Raw genomic sequence first — 20,196 nt, forward strand, 5'->3', positions numbered from 1 at the left:
CGGCGGTGTGAACCGGTACCGGACTCGACCGATCAGTATGCCATCGCCCCAGGCCCAGACGGAAATCGCAACCTGCTGGTTGGCGACGACCGCGGGCGCCGGAACCGACTCGACTGCCTGTCACCCGCCTCAACACGGCCCCACCCGTATTCATTCCGGCGCAGCTCTCACTCCGCCGAAAGCGCCACACGCTGCGTAAACGTGCATACGTGACGCGTCGAAGACGTGCGTCGACGCTTCTTGTGAAGGTAAGCCTTAGTTTACTGTGCCTTACCTAAGTTATAGTCGTGCGAGCCGCTCCAACGCCGCAGCGGGTTGCATTCGCATCTAGAACCCACATCCCTACGAGAGGACCTGCGTGCACGCGATCCGGAGACCACACCTGGTGTGGGATCACAGCGACGAAAAGAGCAGCTGCGGCGTCGGCTTCCTCACGCGCAAAGACGGCAGGGCAACGCATGACGTCATTGACATGGCACGTGAGGCGCTCTGTTCGGTACCCCACCGAGGTGGAATGTCGGCGCTCGGCATCGGCGACGGTGGCGGCGTGTCCATGGATCTGTCCCGACGCTTCTTTCGTTCGGTGACCGGCCGACCCGACCTCGAGCTCGGCCGATTCTGCGTCGGCAACTTCTTCCTCCCGCCGTCGCCGGCCGCAGCAGCGAGAGCCACGCGACTCATCGAGCGCACGATGCACGACCGCGGATTCACCGACCTGTGCGTGCGCGATGTTCCCGTCGACCCCTCGGTGCTGCGGCCCGCATCCGCGGCAGCGCAGCTCCCGATCCGGCAATGGGTGTTCGCCGCACCCGATCCCTGCCCCGATCCGGCCGATCTCGACCACCTTGTCCAGCAGGCACTGCTGCACATCGAGTCGATCGCCTACACCTCAGACGAGTTCGCGGGCCTCTATCCCCTGTCGCTGTCCGCACGCACGCAGGTCCTCAAGGGCAGGCTCTCGTCGAACGAGGTCGTCGACTACTTCACCGACCTCGCCGATCCGGACCACCGCGTCCACACGCTGTATTTCCACACGCGCTTCTCCACCAACACCGACCCGCATCCCACGATGGCCCAGCCATTCCGGCTCCTCGCACACAATGGCGAGCTCAACACCGACAAGAAGAACCGCATCGCGCAGGTCACCGCGGCCGCGGCATCCGGGAAGACCATCTCGCGACCGCCGGGCCAATCCGATTCCAGCAGACTCGACCAGACCGTCGCCGCGCGTGTCGTGTCCGAGCGCGTCGACCTCGTCACCGCGATCGTGTCGATGATGCCGCCCGCCTGGGAGAACGACACGACACTCGCCCCCGAGGTTCGGGCGATGTTCGAGTACTTCTCTCTCTACGAGGAGAAGAACGATGGCCCGGCGGCCGTGGTGTTCGGCGACGGCACTGTCATCGGCGCACGCCTGGACCGACTCGGACTACGCCCCCTGCGCACCGTCGAGACCGCCGACTACCTGTGCGCGTTCTCTGAGGCGGGACAGATCTCGTTCCCACCGGAGCGCGTGATCGCCCGTGGGCGTGTCTCCGCGGGCGGGATGATCTACTACGACCATCGCGAGCACCGCAGCTACACCACCGAACAGGCGTACGCGAAGCTCGCCGCGGCACGCGACTACCCGGCACTCCTGGATGCCGCGCGGGTCGAACTGACAGCGCTTGCGCCACAACACTCTTCACGCAGTCCCGAGAACGGCGATTCGCCGACCCTTCCCTGCGACGATCCGACGCTGACGGACCATCAACGCTTCCGCGCGTATCACCTCGACCAGGAAAGCCTGCGGTACTTCGTCGACCCGATGATCGACGACGGTGTCGAACGCGTCTCCGCAATGGGTTTCGGCAACGCGATCAATGCGCTCACCAATCGGGAGCCCAGCGTCGCCCGTTACTTCTCGCAGCGATTCGCGCAGGTCACCAACCCACCGCTGGACAGTATCCGTGAAGCGGACGGGATGTCGCTGCGCGTTGCGCTCTGCGCCCGACCCCAGATCAGCGAGATCGCCACGGCAACAGCGCATTCGAACCGTCAGATCATCATCCCGTCACCGATTCTCGACGCTGCCGCACTCGGCGTGTTGCTCGCACAGGACGAATCCCCCGTCCGCGTCTTCGACGCCACTTTCGCATTGCCGGAGGTAGCCGAGGGTGCCAATACGGCAGGCGACGACACCGCCGCGGTCGTCGACGCCGTGGAGCGAGTGTGCACCCAGGTTGTCGAGTTCGCCTCCGCCACCGGCGGAATCGCGGTCCTCAGCGACCGTGCGATCCGGGCCGATCGTGCCGCTTTGCCGATGATCTTCCTCGTCTCTGCGGTCAACCAGCGCCTGATCGCCTCGGGCACACGGCTACGCGTGTCCCTAGTGGCGGATTCGGGCCAGATCGAGTCGTCGCATCATCTTGCCGCGATCCTCGGCTTCGGAGCCGCTGCGGCACATCCACATTCGGTTGCGCGACGCGCCACGCGCTCCGGTGATCCACAGGATGCGGCGACGGGATTCGCTCGCTGGGCTGCGGCAGCCACGAAGTCACTCATGAAGACCATGGGCCGCGTCGGATTGTGCACCGTCGAGAGCTACATCGGTGGCGAGTTCTTCGAGCCGAACTTCCTCGACACCTCCGACCCCATACTCGCAGAATGGTTTCCGACGATGCGCTCGCCGGCCGGTGGAGCCGCGCTTGCCGACGTCGTCGACGCCATCACGGGTGCTCACCGAGCCGCGATGGCCACACCGGCCGCGTCGTCGGACAAAGACCTCCCACTGCTCGGGCTCTTCAAGGAACGGTCCGACGGCGCAGGCCACTCCTTCGGCGTCGCGGCTGTCCGCGGCTACGGCCAGATGACCTCGGAGAAGCTGCAATTCGTCACGGCGACAGTCGACTCCGTTCGCGCCGACGAGGCCGGTGCCACGGATCTTCTACGACTGCTCACGCTCGGCGACCTCGACGACGCGTTCGGCGAGACCGCGCAGTTGTACTCGTCGAGCAGCTACGACAGGCTCAGCGATGCCGAGATCGACGCATTCTCCATCACCGATGCCTACCGCGCATTCGCCGACGACCTCGCGCGGACCCGGGCGGAACGCCCGAGCGCCGTGCGCGACGTCCTCGACCTTCGTCGTGCCGAGACACCCCGTGGGCTGACAGATGTGCAGCCCGCCCATGAGATCACCGCAACCTTCGCGTCCGGAGCCATGAGTCATGGCGCCCTCGTAGCCCAGGCACACGAAGCAATTGCCCACGGCACCAACATGGTCGGCGCGTTGTCGAACAGCGGCGAAGGCGGCGAGCACTTTTCGAGATACGGCACGCTGCGTGCGTCGAGGATCAAGCAGTTCGCGTCGGGAAGATTCGGAATCTGGGCGGGGTACCTCGCCGACCCCATGCTCACCGAACTCGAGATCAAGATCGGCCAGGGCGCGAAACCGGGTGAGGGAGGGCAACTTCCGGCACCCAAGGTCACCGTCGAGATCGCCGCGGCCCGCGGCGGCACTCCGGGCGTCGAACTCGTCTCTCCCCCACCGCATCACGACACGTACTCGATCGAGGATCTCGCGCAACTCATCCACGACTGCAAAGCAGCGCGGGTGCGTGTGATCGTGAAGCTGGTGTCGTCGGAGGGCATCGGAACCATCGCCGTCGGAGTCGCCAAGGCAGGCGCCGACGTGATCAACGTCGCTGGGAACACCGGCGGCACCGGCGCGGCGTCGGTCACCAGCCTGCGCTACGCCGGACGTGCAGCCGAGATCGGCCTCGCCGAAGTGCACCAGGCGCTCTGCGCGCACGGTCTCCGCGACAAGGTCGTCCTCCGCGCGTCGGGGGCTCATCAGACAGGTCGCGACGTCGTGGTCTCGGCACTACTCGGTGCCGACAGCTTCGAGTTCGGTACCGCCGCCCTGATGATGATGGGCTGCGTGATGGCCAAGAACTGCAACATCAAGTGTCCGGCTGGCCTCACGACCAATCCCGAACTGTTCGACGGGGATCCGCGCGCCATGGCGCAGTACCTGCTCAACGTCGCGCACGATGTGCGGGAGATTCTCGCCGACCTCGCACTCGGAGATCTGCGCGCGGCACGCGGTCGCACCGACCTACTCGTCGGAATCGACCACCCTGCGATAGTCGGGCGCCTCGACACCGCGCCGCTCCTCGCGCGCGTCGACGGCGAAGTCATCACCGATCCGGTCTACCTCGAGGCCGACTTCTCCGTCGACGACTCGCTGCTGACCCAGGTGCGCGAGTCGCTCTTCGACGCCGGGGCCACCAGTGTCGTCACCACCCCGACGATCCTCGGCAATCGGAACAAGAGTGTCGGTGCGCAACTGGCCGTCGACATCGAGCGCGTCCTCAACCACACCGCACCCGACGACCCCGCTTCCGAACACATCGACCTGGCGCCGACCGTCTACGTCGACGAACGCGGGCGTCGTTATCTCGCACCCGATTCCGTCACCATCCCCACGTCGGGGTCTGCAGGGTTGTCCTACGGCGCCTTCTGCAACGACGGCCTGCGCCTCGAGCACACCGGTACGTGCAACGACGGTGTGGGAAAGTCGATGTCGGGCGGCGCGGTCGTGGTGCGCTCTCCCGGTGGAGGTTCGCCCGCGGAGGGCGGCAACGTCCTGGTCGGCAACTTCGCACTGTTCGGGGCACCGGTGGACGCCTGTTCGTCGAAGGTGAAGCCGGAGACCGCTTCGCCGTACGCAATTCGGGTGCCACCGCAGTGGTCGAGGGCATCGGCGAGTTCGGTTGTGAATACATGACCAACGGCGCCGTCCTCAACATCGGCGGATTCGGCCGAGGACTCGGCAACGGCATGAGCGGCGGCTTCCTCTATCAATACGATCCGGCCTGTGTGCTCGCCGACCGGATCAGTTCGGACTCGGTGCTCGTCGGGGCGATCACGGGAGTCGACGACCCGCTCGCACCAATCCACCACCACGCGGTCCACCTACTCCTCGAGATGCATGCGGAGGCAACCGGTTCCGCACTCGCCACCCGGCTCCTCGAGAACTGGGAGACCGAGCGGCACTACATCAGCTACGCGATGCCGCGCGCCCTGGTGACTCATCAGGACGCCCCGACGCTGTTGGCCACGATCGGTCACCGCGCACTCGTCGACGAACTGTCCGGGTCCATCGCCACCGATCAAATCAGGACTCTCAAGCGACATGTCAAAAGCCAGACGCCGATACTCGACGGCCTCGTCCCCGATTACGGTCACACCGATGACGCCACGATGTACCGGCTCCTCAACGCGTTCACCGTGTTCCATCTCGCCCGCGAGATCGCCCAGACGCGTCTACGTCGTTCGAGATCGACGGTCGTCGGTGCGGATTCGCGGTCGGAACACCTCGTCGCGCGAGCCGCACGCAACCTCGTCCTGACCGAAGACTTCGACCTCATCACACGCGTGGGCACGTTCGTCCGCGACATCCTCGCCGACTACGACGAACAACAGATCGCCGCGCTCATCTCCGCCAAACGGATCGACGACTACAAGCGGGCGCTCGCCGCCCGCAACGTGCGCTCCGTCGACGCGCCGGCGACCTACGGCTGGATCATGCACCAGGACAACCACATCCGTGACGTGTTGGGTTCACTCCCCGACTTCGACGCCCTGTTCGCTTCGCGGACCGTGCCGACGGTCGTCGAGGCACTCGCGGCTGCGGAGCCGCACAGCCCCGTCGCGGCAGCGACACCACACAGCCCCGTCGCGGCAGACGACATCGCACCTCTCTCACACCCGAAGGCGGGATGACATGCAACTGCCCTATATTCCCACCGACATTCCCTTCACGGGCGACCAGAAAGCTTGGCTTGCAGGCTTCCTCGCGGGCCTGAACACGAGAATGACCATGCCGCAACCGGCCTCTGCGCTCGGCGTCGGACACACGCAGGCCGAATCGACGTCGGCCGGACAGTCCCAGCCATTGCTCATCGCCTATGGCACCCAGACCGGAAACGCGGAGATGCTCGCCGAGAAGGCGAAGGCGAAGGCCGCGGAGATCGGCCTCGATGCACGAGTCAGCGACCTTGCCGACCTCGACCTCGCCACGCTCGGCACGACGACTCGACTGCTCGTCGTCACGTCGACCTACGGTGAGGGCGACATGCCAGACGACGCCGAGGACTTCTGGCAGGCACTCGCCGCGCCCGAGGTCGGTCGACTCGACGGGCTGACATTCGGCGTTCTCGCACTCGGGGATTCGATCTACGATGGCTTCTGTCAGGCGGGCAAGAATGTCGACACGCGGCTCGCGGAACTAGGTGCGACACGGGTCGTCGAACGTGTCGACTGCGATGTCGACTATCAGCAGACGGCCGACGAGTGGCTGGCGCGGGCACTACCCCTGTTCGCGCAGGCCACATCTGAACCCGAATCGTCGACCGATGCGCAGGCGGGCGAAACCGGAGCCGCGACGACCGTCGCCGAGATCACTGACGTCGAGATCACTGGGACCGGCAGATCCGACGCAGCGAAGTCGCCGAAGCCGGCACGCCAACGCAAGTCGACGTGGGGTCGCAAGAATCCCTACCCGGCGACGGTGATCGCCAACAGCGTTCTCTCCGGCACCGGTTCGGCCAAAGAGGTTCGGCACCTGGTGATCTCGCTGGGCGACAGTGGCATCACCTACGAGCCCGGCGACGGACTGAGCGTCGTACCGCGCAACGATCCCGCGCTCGTCGACCGCATCATCGACAGGCTCGGTGTCTCACCGCAGACACCGGTCGTCGATCGCAAGGAGCAGCGTCTGCTGCGCAAGGCACTGCTGCACCGCTACGAGATCGCGACAGCGTCGAAGTATCTCGTCGACTACATCGCAGCTCGTAGCGGCGATGCCGAACTCACCCATCTCGCCTCCACCGGCGACCGCGAAGCGCTCGACGCGTGGCTGTGGGGTAAGGACGTGCTCGATCTGCTCAACGTCGACGAGTCGCTGACGATCACCCCCGACGAACTCCTCGCGGAGTTGCAGCCACTCGCCCACCGCGTCTACTCCATCTCGTCGAGCCCGCGGGCACACGCCGGCACCGTCCACCTGACGATGGCGACGGTCCGCTACCGGTCCGGCGAGCGCGACCGCGGTGGGGTGTGCTCGACGCACCTCGCAGACAGAATCGCCGACGACGAGACGATCGGCGTGTTCGTGACACCCAACAAGTCGTTCCGCCTCCCACCCGACGACGCGAAGGTCGTCATGGTCGGACCGGGTACCGGCATCGCTCCGTTTCGCGCATTCCTGCACGAGCGGGCCGAACGCGGTGCGGCGGGCAGCAACTGGCTGTTCTTCGGCGATCAACACGAGGCGTGCGATCACATCTACCGCGACGAAATAGACCAGTTCGTGGCCGATGGACTGCTCGACCGCCTCGACCTCGCGTTCTCACGCGATCAGGAACACAAGGTCTACGTGCAGGACAAGATGCGCGCTCACGGAGCCGAACTCTTCCGCTGGCTCGACGACGGCGCGTACCTGTATGTGTGCGGCGATGCGACTCGAATGGCGCGCGACGTCGACGATGCGTTGCACGAGATCATCGCCGAGCACGGCGGGCACAGCGCCTCGGCGGCGCAGGATGTGGTGTCTCAGCTCAAGAAGGACAAGCGGTACATGCGTGACGTCTACTGACCTCACCTCGAGAAGCAGTTGAAAGGATGGCAACGATGCCAGCCAACCCGCCCGATCCACGACAACCGACAACCGGCTCCGCGCGACGCTGCGCACGCGACGGCGCATGCCGCTGCAACCGGGCAGCACACGCCAGCGACCTCGACGCGTTGCTCGCCGACCCGCAGTTCTCGGGACATCTGTTGCGGGGCAACGCTTCCGCGATCGGTCCACACCTACCGCTGCTCGATCAGATCGTGGGCGTGACCGTTGCGGGACCTGTCATCCTCAACGACGTCGGTGTCCACGAGACACCAACCGTGACGGGTGGGCCGATCCGCTGCCGCCCCGGCAGGGTGTCGTTGCGCCTGCACCCCGATCATCTCGGCGCCGCACTCGTCAGCGAACCCGCCGCGCAGGCGCCCCCCATGCTCCGACTCTTCGACACCGACGGAAACACCGCTCACGCAACGTATCTGACGGAGACGTCGGACAGATTGGCATTCGAGGCCATCGGATTGTCTGCGGGGACATTCTCGTCTGAAGCCGAAGGTGCATTCGAGGTCGGCGGAGCCGATGTGTCCGACAACGCGAACGATGCGCCGCAGGTGATCGTCTGTTCCGACGACACCCTCGACGATCAGGTCACCCAGCTCGACAGCATCCTCGGCGACGGCGGGGTGTCACGTCTTGCCACGATGCCGGCACGAGAAGGCTTCGCACGCATCGACTCTCGCCAGGCCATCGCCGCACTCGAGCATGCCGCACTCCACAACGTGGAACTGACGATGGCCGCCGCGGCGCCGGGCTGTGTCCAGTTACACCACGATCAGCTCGACGGCGCACGCGAACACGAGGGACAGATGCTGCCGGCGTCCGGGCGCGCACGGGCGATGATCAACTTCAACCTCGTCACCGAGTGCTGGGTGACCTGGACGCAGGGCGTGTGGGGTCCGACCGGGTCCATCGAGATCTACGACCGGCACGCGCGATGCGGATTGGTGATCACGCAGACCGGCGCGGTACCTCCCGCGATGTTCGACGCGTGGGATCACCTGATGACGGAACTGGCTGCCTGAACCGACCCTGCCCGACGACCCGATCGGTTGCTGATGGTGTGGCCGCGAGGTCATGTTCGACGACACGAAGCGCTCCGCACGAACACCGTTGGTAGACAACCACACCCGTCGAGGTGAGGTGGCGCGACTGAACGGTCCAGTGGTGTGCATGGTCGAGGTGTGTGAGTGACATGCCTCCACTGTGATGTAATGGCATTGTGCATTTCAACCATTACGGACGGGATGCAGTTGCGCTGGCCGTCGACTTGGCCAATAGCCCTCCGAGGGACGCGGACGAGCTCGTCGCCAGATGCGACACAGCAGGTTTCGTGTTCGACGCCGAGGACATCGGTCCCGACGACCTAGATCAGACGCTCGACTATCTCGAACACTGGCGGAATGTCGCGCGCGCCACCGACGAACAGACGCGCGCAGACCTCTTGAACGACTTGCTGTTACAGCACGCTGCCGCTCCCCGACTCACCAACCACGCGCAGACCGGGTGGCATCTACACTTCCGCGACGACGACGTCGCGGGCTGGCAGCAGATCTGTGTGCTCATCTCTGCCGCGACCGCGCTGCACCTCACCGGACGCGGCATCGACCGCATGGGTGCATGCGAACTCGCCGAATGCACACATGTCTTCGCCGATACGTCGCGCAACGGGCGGCAGCGCTACTGCTCACCGGCGTGCGCGAACCGAGCAGCTGTGCGACGCCACCGCGCCGCACATCCCAACGCAGGCCAGCGACGCTGACCCGCCAGTGGCCTTACTGTGTGTCAGTCGTCCTGCTGCGTCAGTCGTCCTGCTGCGTCAGTCGTCTTTCATGGCGCCGGGGGCGTTCGACTGCACCTGGAGCAAGAACTCGTAGTTGTTCTTGGTCTTCTTGAGCTGGCTGATCAGCAGGTCGATGGCCTGCTGCGAGTCGAGTCCGCTCAGCACGCGACGGAGCTTGTGCATGATGGCGAACTCCTCGGGAGACATCAGCAGTTCGTCCTTACGGGTGCTCGACTGGTTGACGTCGACAGCCGGGAACACACGACGATCCGCGATCTTGCGGTCGAGCTTGAGCTCGGCGTTACTGGTGCCCTTGAACTCCTCGAAGATCACCGTGTCGCCGGTCGAACCGGTCTCGACCAGCGCAGATGCGATGATCGTCAGCGATCCGCCGTTCTCGATGTTGCGAGCGGCGCCGAGGAATCGCTTCGGCGGGTAGAGCGCCGTCGAATCGACACCACCGGACAGGATGCGTCCCGAAGCGGGCGACGCGTTGTTGTACGCACGGCCGAGGCGGGTGATCGAGTCGAGCAGCACCACAACGTCTTTGCCCTGCTCGACGAGGCGCTTGGCGCGCTCGATCGCGAGCTCCGAGACCGACGTGTGGTCTGACGGCGGACGATCGAAGGTCGAGGCGATGACCTCACCCTTGACCGAACGCTGCATGTCGGTGACCTCTTCGGGTCGCTCGTCGACGAGGACCACCATGAGGTGACATTCGGGGTTGTTGATCGCGATCGCGTTGGCGATGTCCTGCAGGATCGTCGTCTTACCTGCCTTCGGAGGCGACACGATCAGTGCGCGCTGCCCCTTGCCGATCGGCATGATGAGGTCGATGACGCGGGTGTCGAGTTGCTCTTTGGCGGTCTCGAGACGCAGTCGCTGGTTCGGGTACAGCGGTGTCAGCTTGTTGAAATCCGGTCGCTTACGGGCGGATTCGACATCTGACCCGTTGACCGAGTCGAGACGCACCAACGGATTGAACTTCTGTCGCTGATTCTGCTGCTCGCCATCGCGCGGCACCTTCACGGCACCGGTGATCGCGTCGCCACGACGCAAACCGTTCTTGCGAACGAGATTCATCGAGACGTACACGTCGTTGGGACCGGCGAGGTAACCCGAGGTCCGCACGAAGGCGTAGTTGTCGAGAACGTCGAGAATGCCTGCGACAGGCTGCAACACGTCGTCTTCGGAGATCTGCGGCTCGCCGCCACCCGATCCGTCACGGTCACGTCCACGGCGACGTTCACGGAAGCGACGACCGCGGCGTCCGCGACCACCTTCGCCATCGTCGTCGCGATTGTTGTTGTCGCGATTGTTGTTGGGGCCCTGGTTCTTGCCGCTGTTCTGGCCGCCCTCGCTGCTTTGGTTGCTTCCGCCCTGCTGAGCCGAGTTCGAGCCGTTCGAGTTCGAACCGCCCTGCCCACCGTTGCGGTTGCGGGTGCGGTTGCGATTGTTGCCGCCCTGGTTCGACGCGTGGTCGGACTCGCCGCGCCCGTTGTCACCGCGATCGTTGTCACCGCGCCCGTTGCCACCACGGTCGTTGTCACCGCGGTGATTGTTCGACTGGTCGCTGTCGGTCCGAGTGCTCTGCGCGCTCGACTCCACCGACGCACCGTTCGCCGAGTCGGTAGCAGCACCGTCGGCATAGCCACTGCTGGCAGGAGTACTGCCGGCAGACTTCTCCGACTGCGGGCTCGCAGTGGTCTCGGAGGTGATCGTCATCTGCTCCGGCGCAGCCTCGGCAGATGTCGCGGTCTTCGTACGGCGGGTCGCGCTGCGGACCGCCTTGGGAGCCTCACCGGCAACAGCCTCGGCCTTGGGTGCGGTTGCCTTCTGTGCGTCGGCGGCAGGTGATCCTGCGCCCTGGCGCTCCTTGATGGCGGCGATCAGATCGCCCTTGCGCATTCCGGACGTGCCCTTGATGCCCAGCTCACCTGCGAGTGAACGGAGTTCGGTCAGCACCATGCCGGAGAGGCCTGCGCGCGGCTTGGTCTTGGGTGCGCCTTGGTCGTCGGCGACGCTTGGCGCGGTGATCAGGTCCGTATCAGTCACGGATGTCCTTTCGTTCCTCCGCAGTCAGATGCTGCATGAGGTCGTGATATCGCCTACTGAGGTGTCCGACGCCGCTCGATCGGCTCGACGCGTCGTCAACCTTCAGAGGAAATGACCGCCGTCCGTGGTGGACGGGCGGACAAGATTGTGGTCCGGCTGCGGTATGTCACTCCTGAACTGCTGTGCTCTCGACAAGAATCTGCTCTCGACAAGAAGTGCCGACTCGCGGATTGCGCGATGCCCCAGATCGGTGACTGCTCATGTGCACACCCGGGAGCCGACCGGATGTTGATCAGAGATCGGTGAGAAGCACGGCGGAACGAGCCTGCGCGGCTAGACCAGTTTATGATAACCCCCCAGGCATGGTACCGGCAACACGCCGAATCCGCATGAGGAGATTCAGCCGATCTGGACGCCGCCGGCAATCTCGAGTTGCTGCACGCGAAAGCCCTGTTCGCCTGCCAGTTCGCGGGTCGTCGAATCGACCGATCGCGTGTCGAGGACCAGCACGCTAGGGCCTGCCCCGGAGACTGTTGCCGCGTATCCCCGCGCCCGGAGGGCGGCGACGAGCCGCGCGGTCTCGGGCATGGCGGCCGCGCGATAGGGCTGATGCAACCGGTCGTCGGTTGCTGCAAACAGACAACTCGGATCGGACGTCAGGGCTACGACGGCGAGCGCTGCACGACTGACATTGAAGATCGCGTCGGTACGCGGGACGTCGTCGGGCAGCAGCCCACGGGTGAACGACGTCGACGACTCGGTCGACGGAACGAAGGCTGTCGCGCGGATCGCGGGGTGGACATCGAGCCGCCGCGCGCCATAGCGGGCATGCTCACCGGGTTCGATCCAGGTCACGACCGCGGACCCCAGCACGCTTGCCGCGGCGTTGTCGGGGTGCCCCTCGAAGGCGCTGGCCAGTTGCACCAGGTCGGCGTCGGAGATGGGGTCGCCGAGGCCTGCGGCGACGACAAGCCCCGACGCTGCGGCGAGTCCTGAGACCGCGGCCGAGGCCGACGATCCGAGGCCGCGCGAATGCGGGATCGCGTTGACCGTCTTCAGGTGCAGCCCAGCGGCCGACACCCCCGCGTGCGCGAGTCCTGCGAGGAGCGCGCGGACGACGAGATGGTTGGCATCACGCGGCACGTCGTCGGCTGCCTCACCCACGACGTCGACGTCGATGCCCGCGGGTGTCGTCGATGCGACGACCTCGTCGTAGAGGCCGAGCGCGATGCCGAGCGAGTCGAACCCCGGTCCGAGGTTCGCACTCGACGCAGGCACGCGCACCTTGGTCGAAAGACCTTCCGGCAGTTGCCTATACACCGTATCCGGGCTGACCATTCGTCGGGCCGTCCCAGCTTCAGGCGACGCCGAGTGCATCGGCAACAGCCACGGGATCGACGGGAATCGCCTCGACTTCCGGCATGCCGAGGAGCGCGGTGTCGGGGTCCTTGAGGCCGTTTCCGGTCACGGTGCACACAACCGTCTGGCCCGGAGTGATCCAACCGTCGGCGTGGGCCGCGAGCAGGCCCGCCACGCTGGCAGCGGACGCGGGCTCGACGAAGACGCCCTCTTTGCCCGCCACGAGGCGATACGCCTCGAGCAGCTTCTCGTCGGTGGCTGCGCGGAACTGGCCGCCCGACTCCTCCTTGGCCGCGACGGCCTGGTTCCAGCTTGCGGGCGACCCGATGCGGATCGCGGTGGCGATGGTCTCGGGATCTTTCACCGGCGCTCCGTTGACCAGCGGAGCAGCACCGGCTGCCTGCACACCGAGCATGCGCGGAAGATCGCTGATGCCGTCGGCGTGGTACTCGCGATAGCCCTTCCAGTACGCGGTGATGTTGCCCGCGTTGCCCACCGGGAGCACGTGCACGTCGGGCGCGCGACCGAGGACGTCGACGATCTCGAATGCCGCGGTCTTCTGCCCCTCGATACGCGCCGGATTGACCGAGTTGACCAGCTCGATCTCGGTGAACTCCGCGGTGGCCTTGCGCGCGAGTTCGAGACAGTCGTCGAAGTTGCCCTGCACCTGGATGATCTTGGCGCCGCTCATGACCGCCTGGGCGAGCTTGCCCATCGCGATCTTTCCTTCGGGAATCAAGACGGCGCAGGTGATACCGGCGCGGGTGGCGTAGGCAGCCGCCGACGCCGACGTATTGCCCGTCGACGCGCACAGGACTGCGGTCTTGCCGTTGTTGACCGCGTTGCTCACGGCCATGGTCATGCCGCGGTCCTTGAACGAGCCCGTCGGGTTGAGGCCCTCGACCTTGAGGTACACCTCACAGCCGGTCAGCTCCGACAGGTATGGCGCCGGTACCAGCGGGGTCGCACCCTCGAGGAGGGTCACGACCTTCCAGTCGTCGCCGACGGGCAGTCGTGAACGATAGGCCTCGATCAGCCCCGGCCAGCCTGCGTGCACAGGCGCGTGCGCGGGTGCGTTGGTCGCGTCAGTCATCGGTTCCTTCCAATCGCAGAACGCTGGAAACCGTGTTCACGGAGTCCATGTCCTCAAGTGCTGCAACGCATTCCGACTGAGCTCGATCGGGTGCGCGGTGTGTGACGACGATCAGCCGGGCGTCGTCGCCCGCGCCTTCCTGACGGACTGCGGCAATACTCACCGATCGCTTCGAGAATTCGTTGGCGACCTGCGAGAGTACACCGGGCTTGTCGGCGACTCGCATGGAGACGTAGTAGCGGGTGGGCACTTCGTCGATCGACGCAATCGGCAACGACGCGTAGGTCGATTCGAGTGGTCCGCGACCACCGTGCACCTTGTTTCGCGCAGCCATCACCATGTCGCCGAGCACCGCCGATGCCGTCGGCGAACCGCCGGCACCCTGTCCGTAGAACATGAGCCTTCCCGCGTTCTCGGCCTCGACCACGACCGCGTTGAACGCCCCGTTGACCGTTGCGAGTGGGTGCGACAACGGGATCAGCGCCGGGTAGACACGCGCCGACACACGCTGCGCACCATCGTCACCCCGCACACGCTCACAGATCGAGAGAAGTTTGACCGTGCAGTCGAACTTCTTCGCCGCAACCAGGTCGTCGGACGTCACGTTCGTGATGCCCTCGCGGTAGACATCGGCCGCGGTCACACGAGTGTGGAACGCGATCGACGCGAGGATCGCGGCCTTGGCTGCCGCGTCGTAACCCTCGACGTCGGCCGTCGGATCGGCCTCGGCGTAACCCAGACGTCCTGCCTCTGCGAGGGTTTCGGCGTAGTCGGCACCGGTCTCGGCCATTTCCGAGAGGATGAAGTTGGTGGTGCCGTTGACGATTCCGGCGACTCGCTCGACGGTGTCGCCCGCGAGGGACTGCATCAGCGGACGCACCACCGGAATTGCTCCGGCGACGGCCGCCTCGAAGTACAGATCCACTTTCGCGTCGGCGGCCGCGGTGGCGAGTTCGCCCGTGTACTCGGCGAGCAGCGCCTTGTTGGCAGTCACCACAGACTTGCCCGATTGCAGTGCGGTGCGGATCAATTCGCGTGCGGGGTCGATTCCGCCCATGAGTTCGACGACGATGTCGACATCGTCGCGTGCCACGAGTGCCGCGGGGTCGTCGGTGATCAGTTCCTGAGCGATCTTGCGTGGTCGAGTCAGATCACGCACCGCGACGCCGCGCAATTCGACGGGCGCACCGACCCGAGCCCTCAGGTCGGCGGCGTTGTCCTCGATGATCCGCACGACCTCGGAACCCACGTTGCCCATACCGAGGACCGCGACGCCGATCGTCTTGTCCTGCGCTGTCATGTCTTGTCCCGCCGATTGGTCTTGCCCTACCGAGTTGTCTTGTCCTGCTGATTCTTCTTGTCCTGCACCGTTGCTCATTCAGCTCACCTCCAGCCGCAGATAGTCGTCGAGTGTCTCGCGGCGAAGAATCACCCTCGCCGTACCGTCGGCCACCGCGACCACAGCCGGCCGCATCGCCATGTTGTATCGGCTCGACATCGAATAGCAGTACGCACCGGTCGCCGCGACGGCGATCAGATCGCCGGGTTCGAGGTCGCCGGGTAGCCAGCAGTCCTTGATCACGATGTCGCCACTCTCACAATGCTTTCCGACGACGCGGCTGACCACCGCGTCGTCGTCGGACACCCGTGAGACCAACCGCACGTCGTACTCGGCCTGATACAGCACCGTTCGGATGTTGTCGCTCATGCCTCCGTCGACGGACACGTAGCGACGCACCGACCCGCCGCCGAGTTCGACGTCTTTGATGGTCCCGACCCGGTAAAGCGTGATGGTGCCCGGCCCCGCGATCGCGCGACCGGGTTCGACGGCGATGGTCGGCATCGGCAGGCCAACCGCTTCCGATTCGCGGCGGACGATGGCGGCGAGTGTCTCGGCGACGTCGGCGATGGGCAGCGGACGTTCGTCGGGAAGGTACGAAATACCCAGTCCCCCACCGAGATCGACGATCGACATCTGCGATGTCTTGTCGACACCGAACTCGTCGACGACGTCGTGCAGCAATCCGAGCACGCGATGTGCCGCGAGCTCGAAACCGTCCATGTCGAAGATCTGGGAGCCGATGTGGCTGTGCAGCCCCACCAGTCGCAGGTTGTCGGTGGCGAAGACGCGTCGAACCGCTTCCATGGCGACGCCGCCCGACAGCGCGAATCCGAACTTCTGATCCTCGTGCGCCGTGGCGATGAACTCGTGGGTGTGGGCCTCGACGCCGACCGTCACGCGGATCAGTACGTCGGCAACAACGCCGCGCTCGCCCGCCAAGCGGTCGAGGCGCTCGATCTCCATCATCGAGTCCAGCACGATGTGACCGACACCGGCCTCGAGTGCCGCGTCGAGTTCGTCGAGGCTCTTGTTGTTGCCGTGCAAGGCGATTCGCTCGGCCGGGAAGCCCGCGTGAAGGGCGATCGCGAGCTCACCACCCGAACAGACGTCGAGTGACAGACCCTCCTGGTCGACCCAGCGCGCAACCTCGCTGCACAGGAACGCCTTCGACGCGTAGTGCACACGTCCGTAGGGCCCGAACGCGGTCATCATGTCGCGGCAGCGGGAGCGGAAATCATCCTCGTCGAGCACGAACAGCGGGGTGCCGAATGTCTCGGCCAGCTCGCCTACTCCGACGCCCGCGATGGTCAGCTCACCGGACTCGGCACGAACAGCATTGCGCGGGAAGACGTTTGCGGGGATCTGCGCCACCGCGGCAGGGTCATTCGGCTGCTGGGCCAACTGCGGTGCCGCTTGGGTCTCGGCGTGGCGCGGTCCCGCCGGATGCGCGTTCACATCCGCTCCGGAGCGCTGACGCCGATGAGATCGAGTCCGTTGCGCAGCACCTGACGGGTTGCCGCGCTCAGCGCAAGGCGCGCGCCGTGGATGTCACCGGGTTCCTCATCGCCCTGTGGCAGCACCCGATTATGGGCGTAGAACCGGTGGTAGGCACCCGCGAGCGACTCCAGGTAGCGCGAGATGCGGTGCGGCTCACGCAGTTGCGCCGCCGTGGCCACCACCTCGTCGAAGTCGCCGATCGTGCGGATCAGATCGCCCTCGGTGTCGGAGTCGAGCAGGTCGAGGTGTTCGAGTCGGGGCTTGAGGCCCAGTTCGTCGGCGTTGCGAGCGATCGCCGACAACCGCGCGTGTGCGTACTGCACGTAGTAGACCGGGTTGTCGTTGGACTGCTTGGCCAGCAGGTCGAGGTCAATGTCGATGTTGACGTCGATCGACGAGCGGATGAGTGCGTAGCGCGCGGCGTCGACTCCGACCGCGTCGACGAGATCGTCGAGCGTGATCACGGTGCCGGCACGCTTGCTCATCCGCACGGGCTTGCCGTCGCGGACGAGGTTGACCATCTGGCCGATGAGGACCTCGACGGTGTCGGGATCGTCACCGAGTGACGCGGCCGCAGCCTTGAGTCGCTTGATGTAGCCGTGGTGGTCGGCGCCGAGCATGTACATGCACAGGTTGAAACCGCGGTTGCGCTTGTCGCGGTAGTAGGCGATGTCGCCCGCGATGTAGGCGGCCTCGCCGTCGCTCTTGATGACGACGCGATCCTTGTCGTCGCCGAAGTTCGTTGTGCGCAGCCACCACGCGCCGTCGGATTCGTAGAGGTTTCCGTTTGCGCGCAGCTCGGCGATGCACTCCTCCACGAGGCCCGAGGTGAACATCGAGTTCTCGTGGGTGAACACGTCGAAGTCGGTTCCGAACTCGTGCAGGCTCGACTTGATGTGGTCGAACATCAGCTCGACGCCCACCGAGCGGAAGGTCTCGCGACGCTGCTCCTGCGGCTGCTCGAGTACGCCCGGTACCGCCTCGACGACCTGATTCGCGATCTCGACGATGTACTCGCCCGCGTAACCGTCCTCGGGCGTCGGCTCACCGAGTGCCGACGCTTCGAGTGACCGTGCGAACTTGTCGATCTGCGAGCCGTGGTCGTTGAAGTAGTACTCGCGGGTGACCTTCGCCCCGCGTGCGGCCAGCACCCGCCCGAGCGCGTCGCCCACGGCGGCCCACCGGGTGCCACCGAGGTGGATGGGGCCGGTCGGGTTGGCGGAGACGAACTCGAGGTTGATGGTCTTGTCGGAGAACTCGTCGCCCCTGCCGTAGTCGACGGTGTTGGTGAGGACGGTCTCGATCACGCTGTTCTGAGCGGCCGCTGCAAGCCAGATGTTGACGAATCCCGGGCCCGCGACCTCGGCTTTGTCGATTCCGTCAGCCGCGGAGAATGCGTCGGCGAGCCAGCCGGCGAGCTCACGCGGGTTGACGCCGAGCTTCTTGCCGAGTTGGAGTGCGACGTTGGTCGAGTAGTCGCCGTGATCAGCGAGGCGCGGGCGCTCGACGACCACGGAGTCGGGCACCAGAGAAGCGTCGAGTCCGTGGTCGGACACGACGGTCCGGGTCACGGCACTCAGCAATGCAGCGAGGTCGGCGGGAGTCACAGGTCACCATCCTATTGGCCTGCATTCTTCGGGCGACAACGCCCCTGGTAGGTGGCGTCGGTGTACGGGTAGCCGAAAGCCTCTAGGAGGCGTGCTCGTGAGGGAGCACGGTCGGTGTGAAGGGTTCGATCGTGGGTTCAACCCCTGAACGAACGGTCACGATCGACACTCCGGAATCTCGACCCACTTGGTATCGCGGTACTCGAGTTCCAATGGTTCGGACACCACGATGCGCCCGTCAGCGGGGAGTTCGATATCTCCCCCGCGGTCGCCGGCGGTCAATCGCATCGTGCCTACCGAGTGATAGAGCGAATTCGACGCCCGATTGCTCGAGTAGCGCACCGCGTAGATCTCCTCGCCGTTGGCGGCGCAGATCGTGGCACTGAACGGGGCGCCGACGCCGTTGTCGGTGCGCGCCTGCTCCACACGCCCGACCAGGCGCGCCAACGCACCCTTGGGATCGGTGTCGAGTCCGTAGGTCAACGCGAGGTAGAAGCAGAGTTCGGTGTCGGCGTTGCCCTCGATGAACGGATACAGCTCGGGCGCCACGTCGAGTGTGAGGTCGCGCTTGAGCCGGAAGAAGTCGCCGATTTCGCCGTTGTACTGAAACAGCCACCGCCCGTACTGGAATGGGTGACAGTTTGCTCGATCGATCGTGCCTCCCAGCGCAGCCCGGACGTGGGCGAGGAACATCGGCGAGGAGACCTGTTCGGCCAGCCGATGCAGATTTGCGTCACTCCATGCGGGCCGTACATCGCGGTATTGACCCGGGAAGCTGCGATCACCCCACCATCCGACACCGAATCCGTCGCCGTTGGTCGGCCACGCGTGGTTACGGAACATCGACGTCATCGGCGCACCGGGAAGGTACAACTGCCGCGCCTCGAAGCTCTGATCGACCAGTGAGTGTGAGGGCCTGGTGAGAAGGTCTTCGATGCGAATGGGAGACCAGCGTAGGCAAGCCAGCGGCACATGGTTTCGACGCTAACAGGGTGCGCCGTTGCGCGCGGGAATCACGGCGACGAGCTCGTAGAGTTCATGGCATGATCTCGGCGATTCGACTCTTCAACGACGACGGCGGCCGATCCCACGTCGAGTACGGCACGATCTCTCTCGACGCCGGCACGTTGCGGTCGTCCGATACGGCGACGACTACGGCGGCTTTTCAGGAGACAGCGCAGGGCGGATCGTTCGCCTGGCACACCGCCCCGCGTCGGCAGTACGTGATCACACTTGCTGGAGTCCTCGATTTCATCACCCGCGACGGCGAGCGCTTTCGGCTCGAGCCCGGCGTCGTACTTGTTGCCGAGGACACCGACGGCAGCGGTCACCAGTGGGAGCTGATCGGCGACGATCCGTGGCGGCGCCTGTACGTCGGCCTCGCCGACGACGCGGCGTCGGGCTTCGTGGCGGGGGCTGAAGGCTAGGCCTGTCCGGGGAGCGATGCCCACGACGGGAGGCCGGGAGAATATAACTGTGCCCCCGGCAGGATTCGAACCTGCGGCCTTCTGCTCCGGAGGCAGACGCTCTATCCCCTGAGCTACGGGGGCTCATCGGGCGCAGCAAGCCTAACCCACGGCGACAACAGATCCCAACCCGGTCGGTACGCGTGTCAGAACCGTGGCGGACCGTCGGTGCTGGGATGGCCGGCTGACGTGCGGGGCCGAGCGCTCCAGATGTGTGTCGTATCTGAGGGGGTTGGTGGGGGGCGGGGGCCCCATGCGGGCTGTGCCCCCAAGATATGGGGGGGGGAGGGGGGGGGGGGGGGGGGGGGGGGGGGGGGGG

General features: G+C 65.6%; 11 protein-coding genes, 1 tRNA gene and 1 pseudogene. 5 read left to right on the plus strand and 8 right to left on the minus strand.

All coding sequences use genetic code 11. The features are described 5' to 3' along the window. Positions 1 to 367 precede the first annotated feature (367 nt). The 4 genes and pseudogenes from A5766_RS01055 (at position 368) to A5766_RS01070 (ending at position 9,437) form a co-directional block, all read left to right on the plus strand. Positions 368 to 5,769, plus strand: a pseudogene (locus tag A5766_RS01055) (glutamate synthase-related protein). A gap of 1 nt (position 5,770) precedes the next feature. Continuing rightward, positions 5,771 to 7,642: a sulfite reductase subunit alpha gene (locus A5766_RS01060; protein WP_064903101.1), complete on the plus strand. Its 1,872-nt coding sequence runs from the start codon at positions 5,771 to 5,773 to the stop codon at positions 7,640 to 7,642. A 35-nt stretch (positions 7,643 to 7,677) separates the two neighbouring features. Continuing rightward, positions 7,678 to 8,700: a heme transporter gene (locus A5766_RS01065; RefSeq protein ID WP_231894509.1), complete on the plus strand. Its 1,023-nt coding sequence runs from the start codon at positions 7,678 to 7,680 to the stop codon at positions 8,698 to 8,700. Between the two features lie 197 nt (positions 8,701 to 8,897). Continuing rightward, positions 8,898 to 9,437: a CGNR zinc finger domain-containing protein gene (locus A5766_RS01070; RefSeq protein WP_039855515.1), complete on the plus strand. Its 540-nt coding sequence runs from the start codon at positions 8,898 to 8,900 to the stop codon at positions 9,435 to 9,437. A gap of 57 nt (positions 9,438 to 9,494) precedes the next feature. On the opposite strand, the gene rho is transcribed toward A5766_RS01070, so the two are convergent. The 7 genes from rho to A5766_RS01105 form a co-directional block, all read right to left on the minus strand. Beyond that, positions 9,495 to 11,513, minus strand: coding sequence for a transcription termination factor Rho (gene rho, locus A5766_RS01075; protein ID WP_005205755.1), 2,019 nt, complete (start codon positions 11,511 to 11,513; stop codon positions 9,495 to 9,497). A gap of 399 nt (positions 11,514 to 11,912) precedes the next feature. Then, on the minus strand, positions 11,913 to 12,851 hold the full coding sequence (gene thrB / locus A5766_RS01080) for a homoserine kinase (protein WP_174273049.1): 939 nt from the start codon (positions 12,849 to 12,851) through the stop codon (positions 11,913 to 11,915). Between the two features lie 19 nt (positions 12,852 to 12,870). Further along, positions 12,871 to 13,965: a threonine synthase gene (thrC, locus tag A5766_RS01085; protein ID WP_005205757.1), complete on the minus strand. Its 1,095-nt coding sequence runs from the start codon at positions 13,963 to 13,965 to the stop codon at positions 12,871 to 12,873. After that, the gene (locus A5766_RS01090; protein WP_039855539.1) at positions 13,958 to 15,265 is read right to left on the minus strand and encodes a homoserine dehydrogenase; all 1,308 of its coding nucleotides are present in this window, start codon (positions 15,263 to 15,265) and stop codon (positions 13,958 to 13,960) included. Before A5766_RS01090 ends, thrC begins: the two co-directional genes overlap by 8 nt. A 78-nt stretch (positions 15,266 to 15,343) precedes the next feature. Beyond that, entirely contained in the window at positions 15,344 to 16,762 is a 1,419-nt protein-coding gene (gene lysA / locus A5766_RS01095; protein ID WP_005205759.1) for a diaminopimelate decarboxylase, read from the minus strand. Continuing rightward, complete coding sequence (argS, locus tag A5766_RS01100) at positions 16,759 to 18,411, minus strand: arginine--tRNA ligase (RefSeq protein ID WP_005205760.1); 1,653 nt, start codon at positions 18,409 to 18,411, stop codon at positions 16,759 to 16,761. Before argS ends, lysA begins: the two co-directional genes overlap by 4 nt. A gap of 156 nt (positions 18,412 to 18,567) precedes the next feature. Further along, the gene (locus A5766_RS01105; RefSeq protein ID WP_231894510.1) at positions 18,568 to 19,263 is read right to left on the minus strand and encodes a class II glutamine amidotransferase; all 696 of its coding nucleotides are present in this window, start codon (positions 19,261 to 19,263) and stop codon (positions 18,568 to 18,570) included. 191 nt (positions 19,264 to 19,454) lie between these two features. Here A5766_RS01105 and A5766_RS01110 point away from each other — a divergent pair, with 191 nt between their 5' ends. Next, positions 19,455 to 19,838 carry a hypothetical protein gene (locus A5766_RS01110; RefSeq protein WP_005205762.1) on the plus strand — a complete coding sequence of 128 codons (384 nt, stop codon included), beginning with the start codon at positions 19,455 to 19,457 and terminating at the stop codon, positions 19,836 to 19,838. A gap of 50 nt (positions 19,839 to 19,888) precedes the next feature. Here A5766_RS01110 and A5766_RS01115 read toward each other — a convergent pair. After that, positions 19,889 to 19,961, minus strand: a tRNA-Arg gene (locus A5766_RS01115). Positions 19,962 to 20,196 lie beyond the last annotated feature (235 nt).

This window comes from Gordonia sp. 852002-51296_SCH5728562-b (assembly GCF_001665475.1).
Taxonomy (GTDB): domain Bacteria; phylum Actinomycetota; class Actinomycetes; order Mycobacteriales; family Mycobacteriaceae; genus Gordonia; species Gordonia sputi.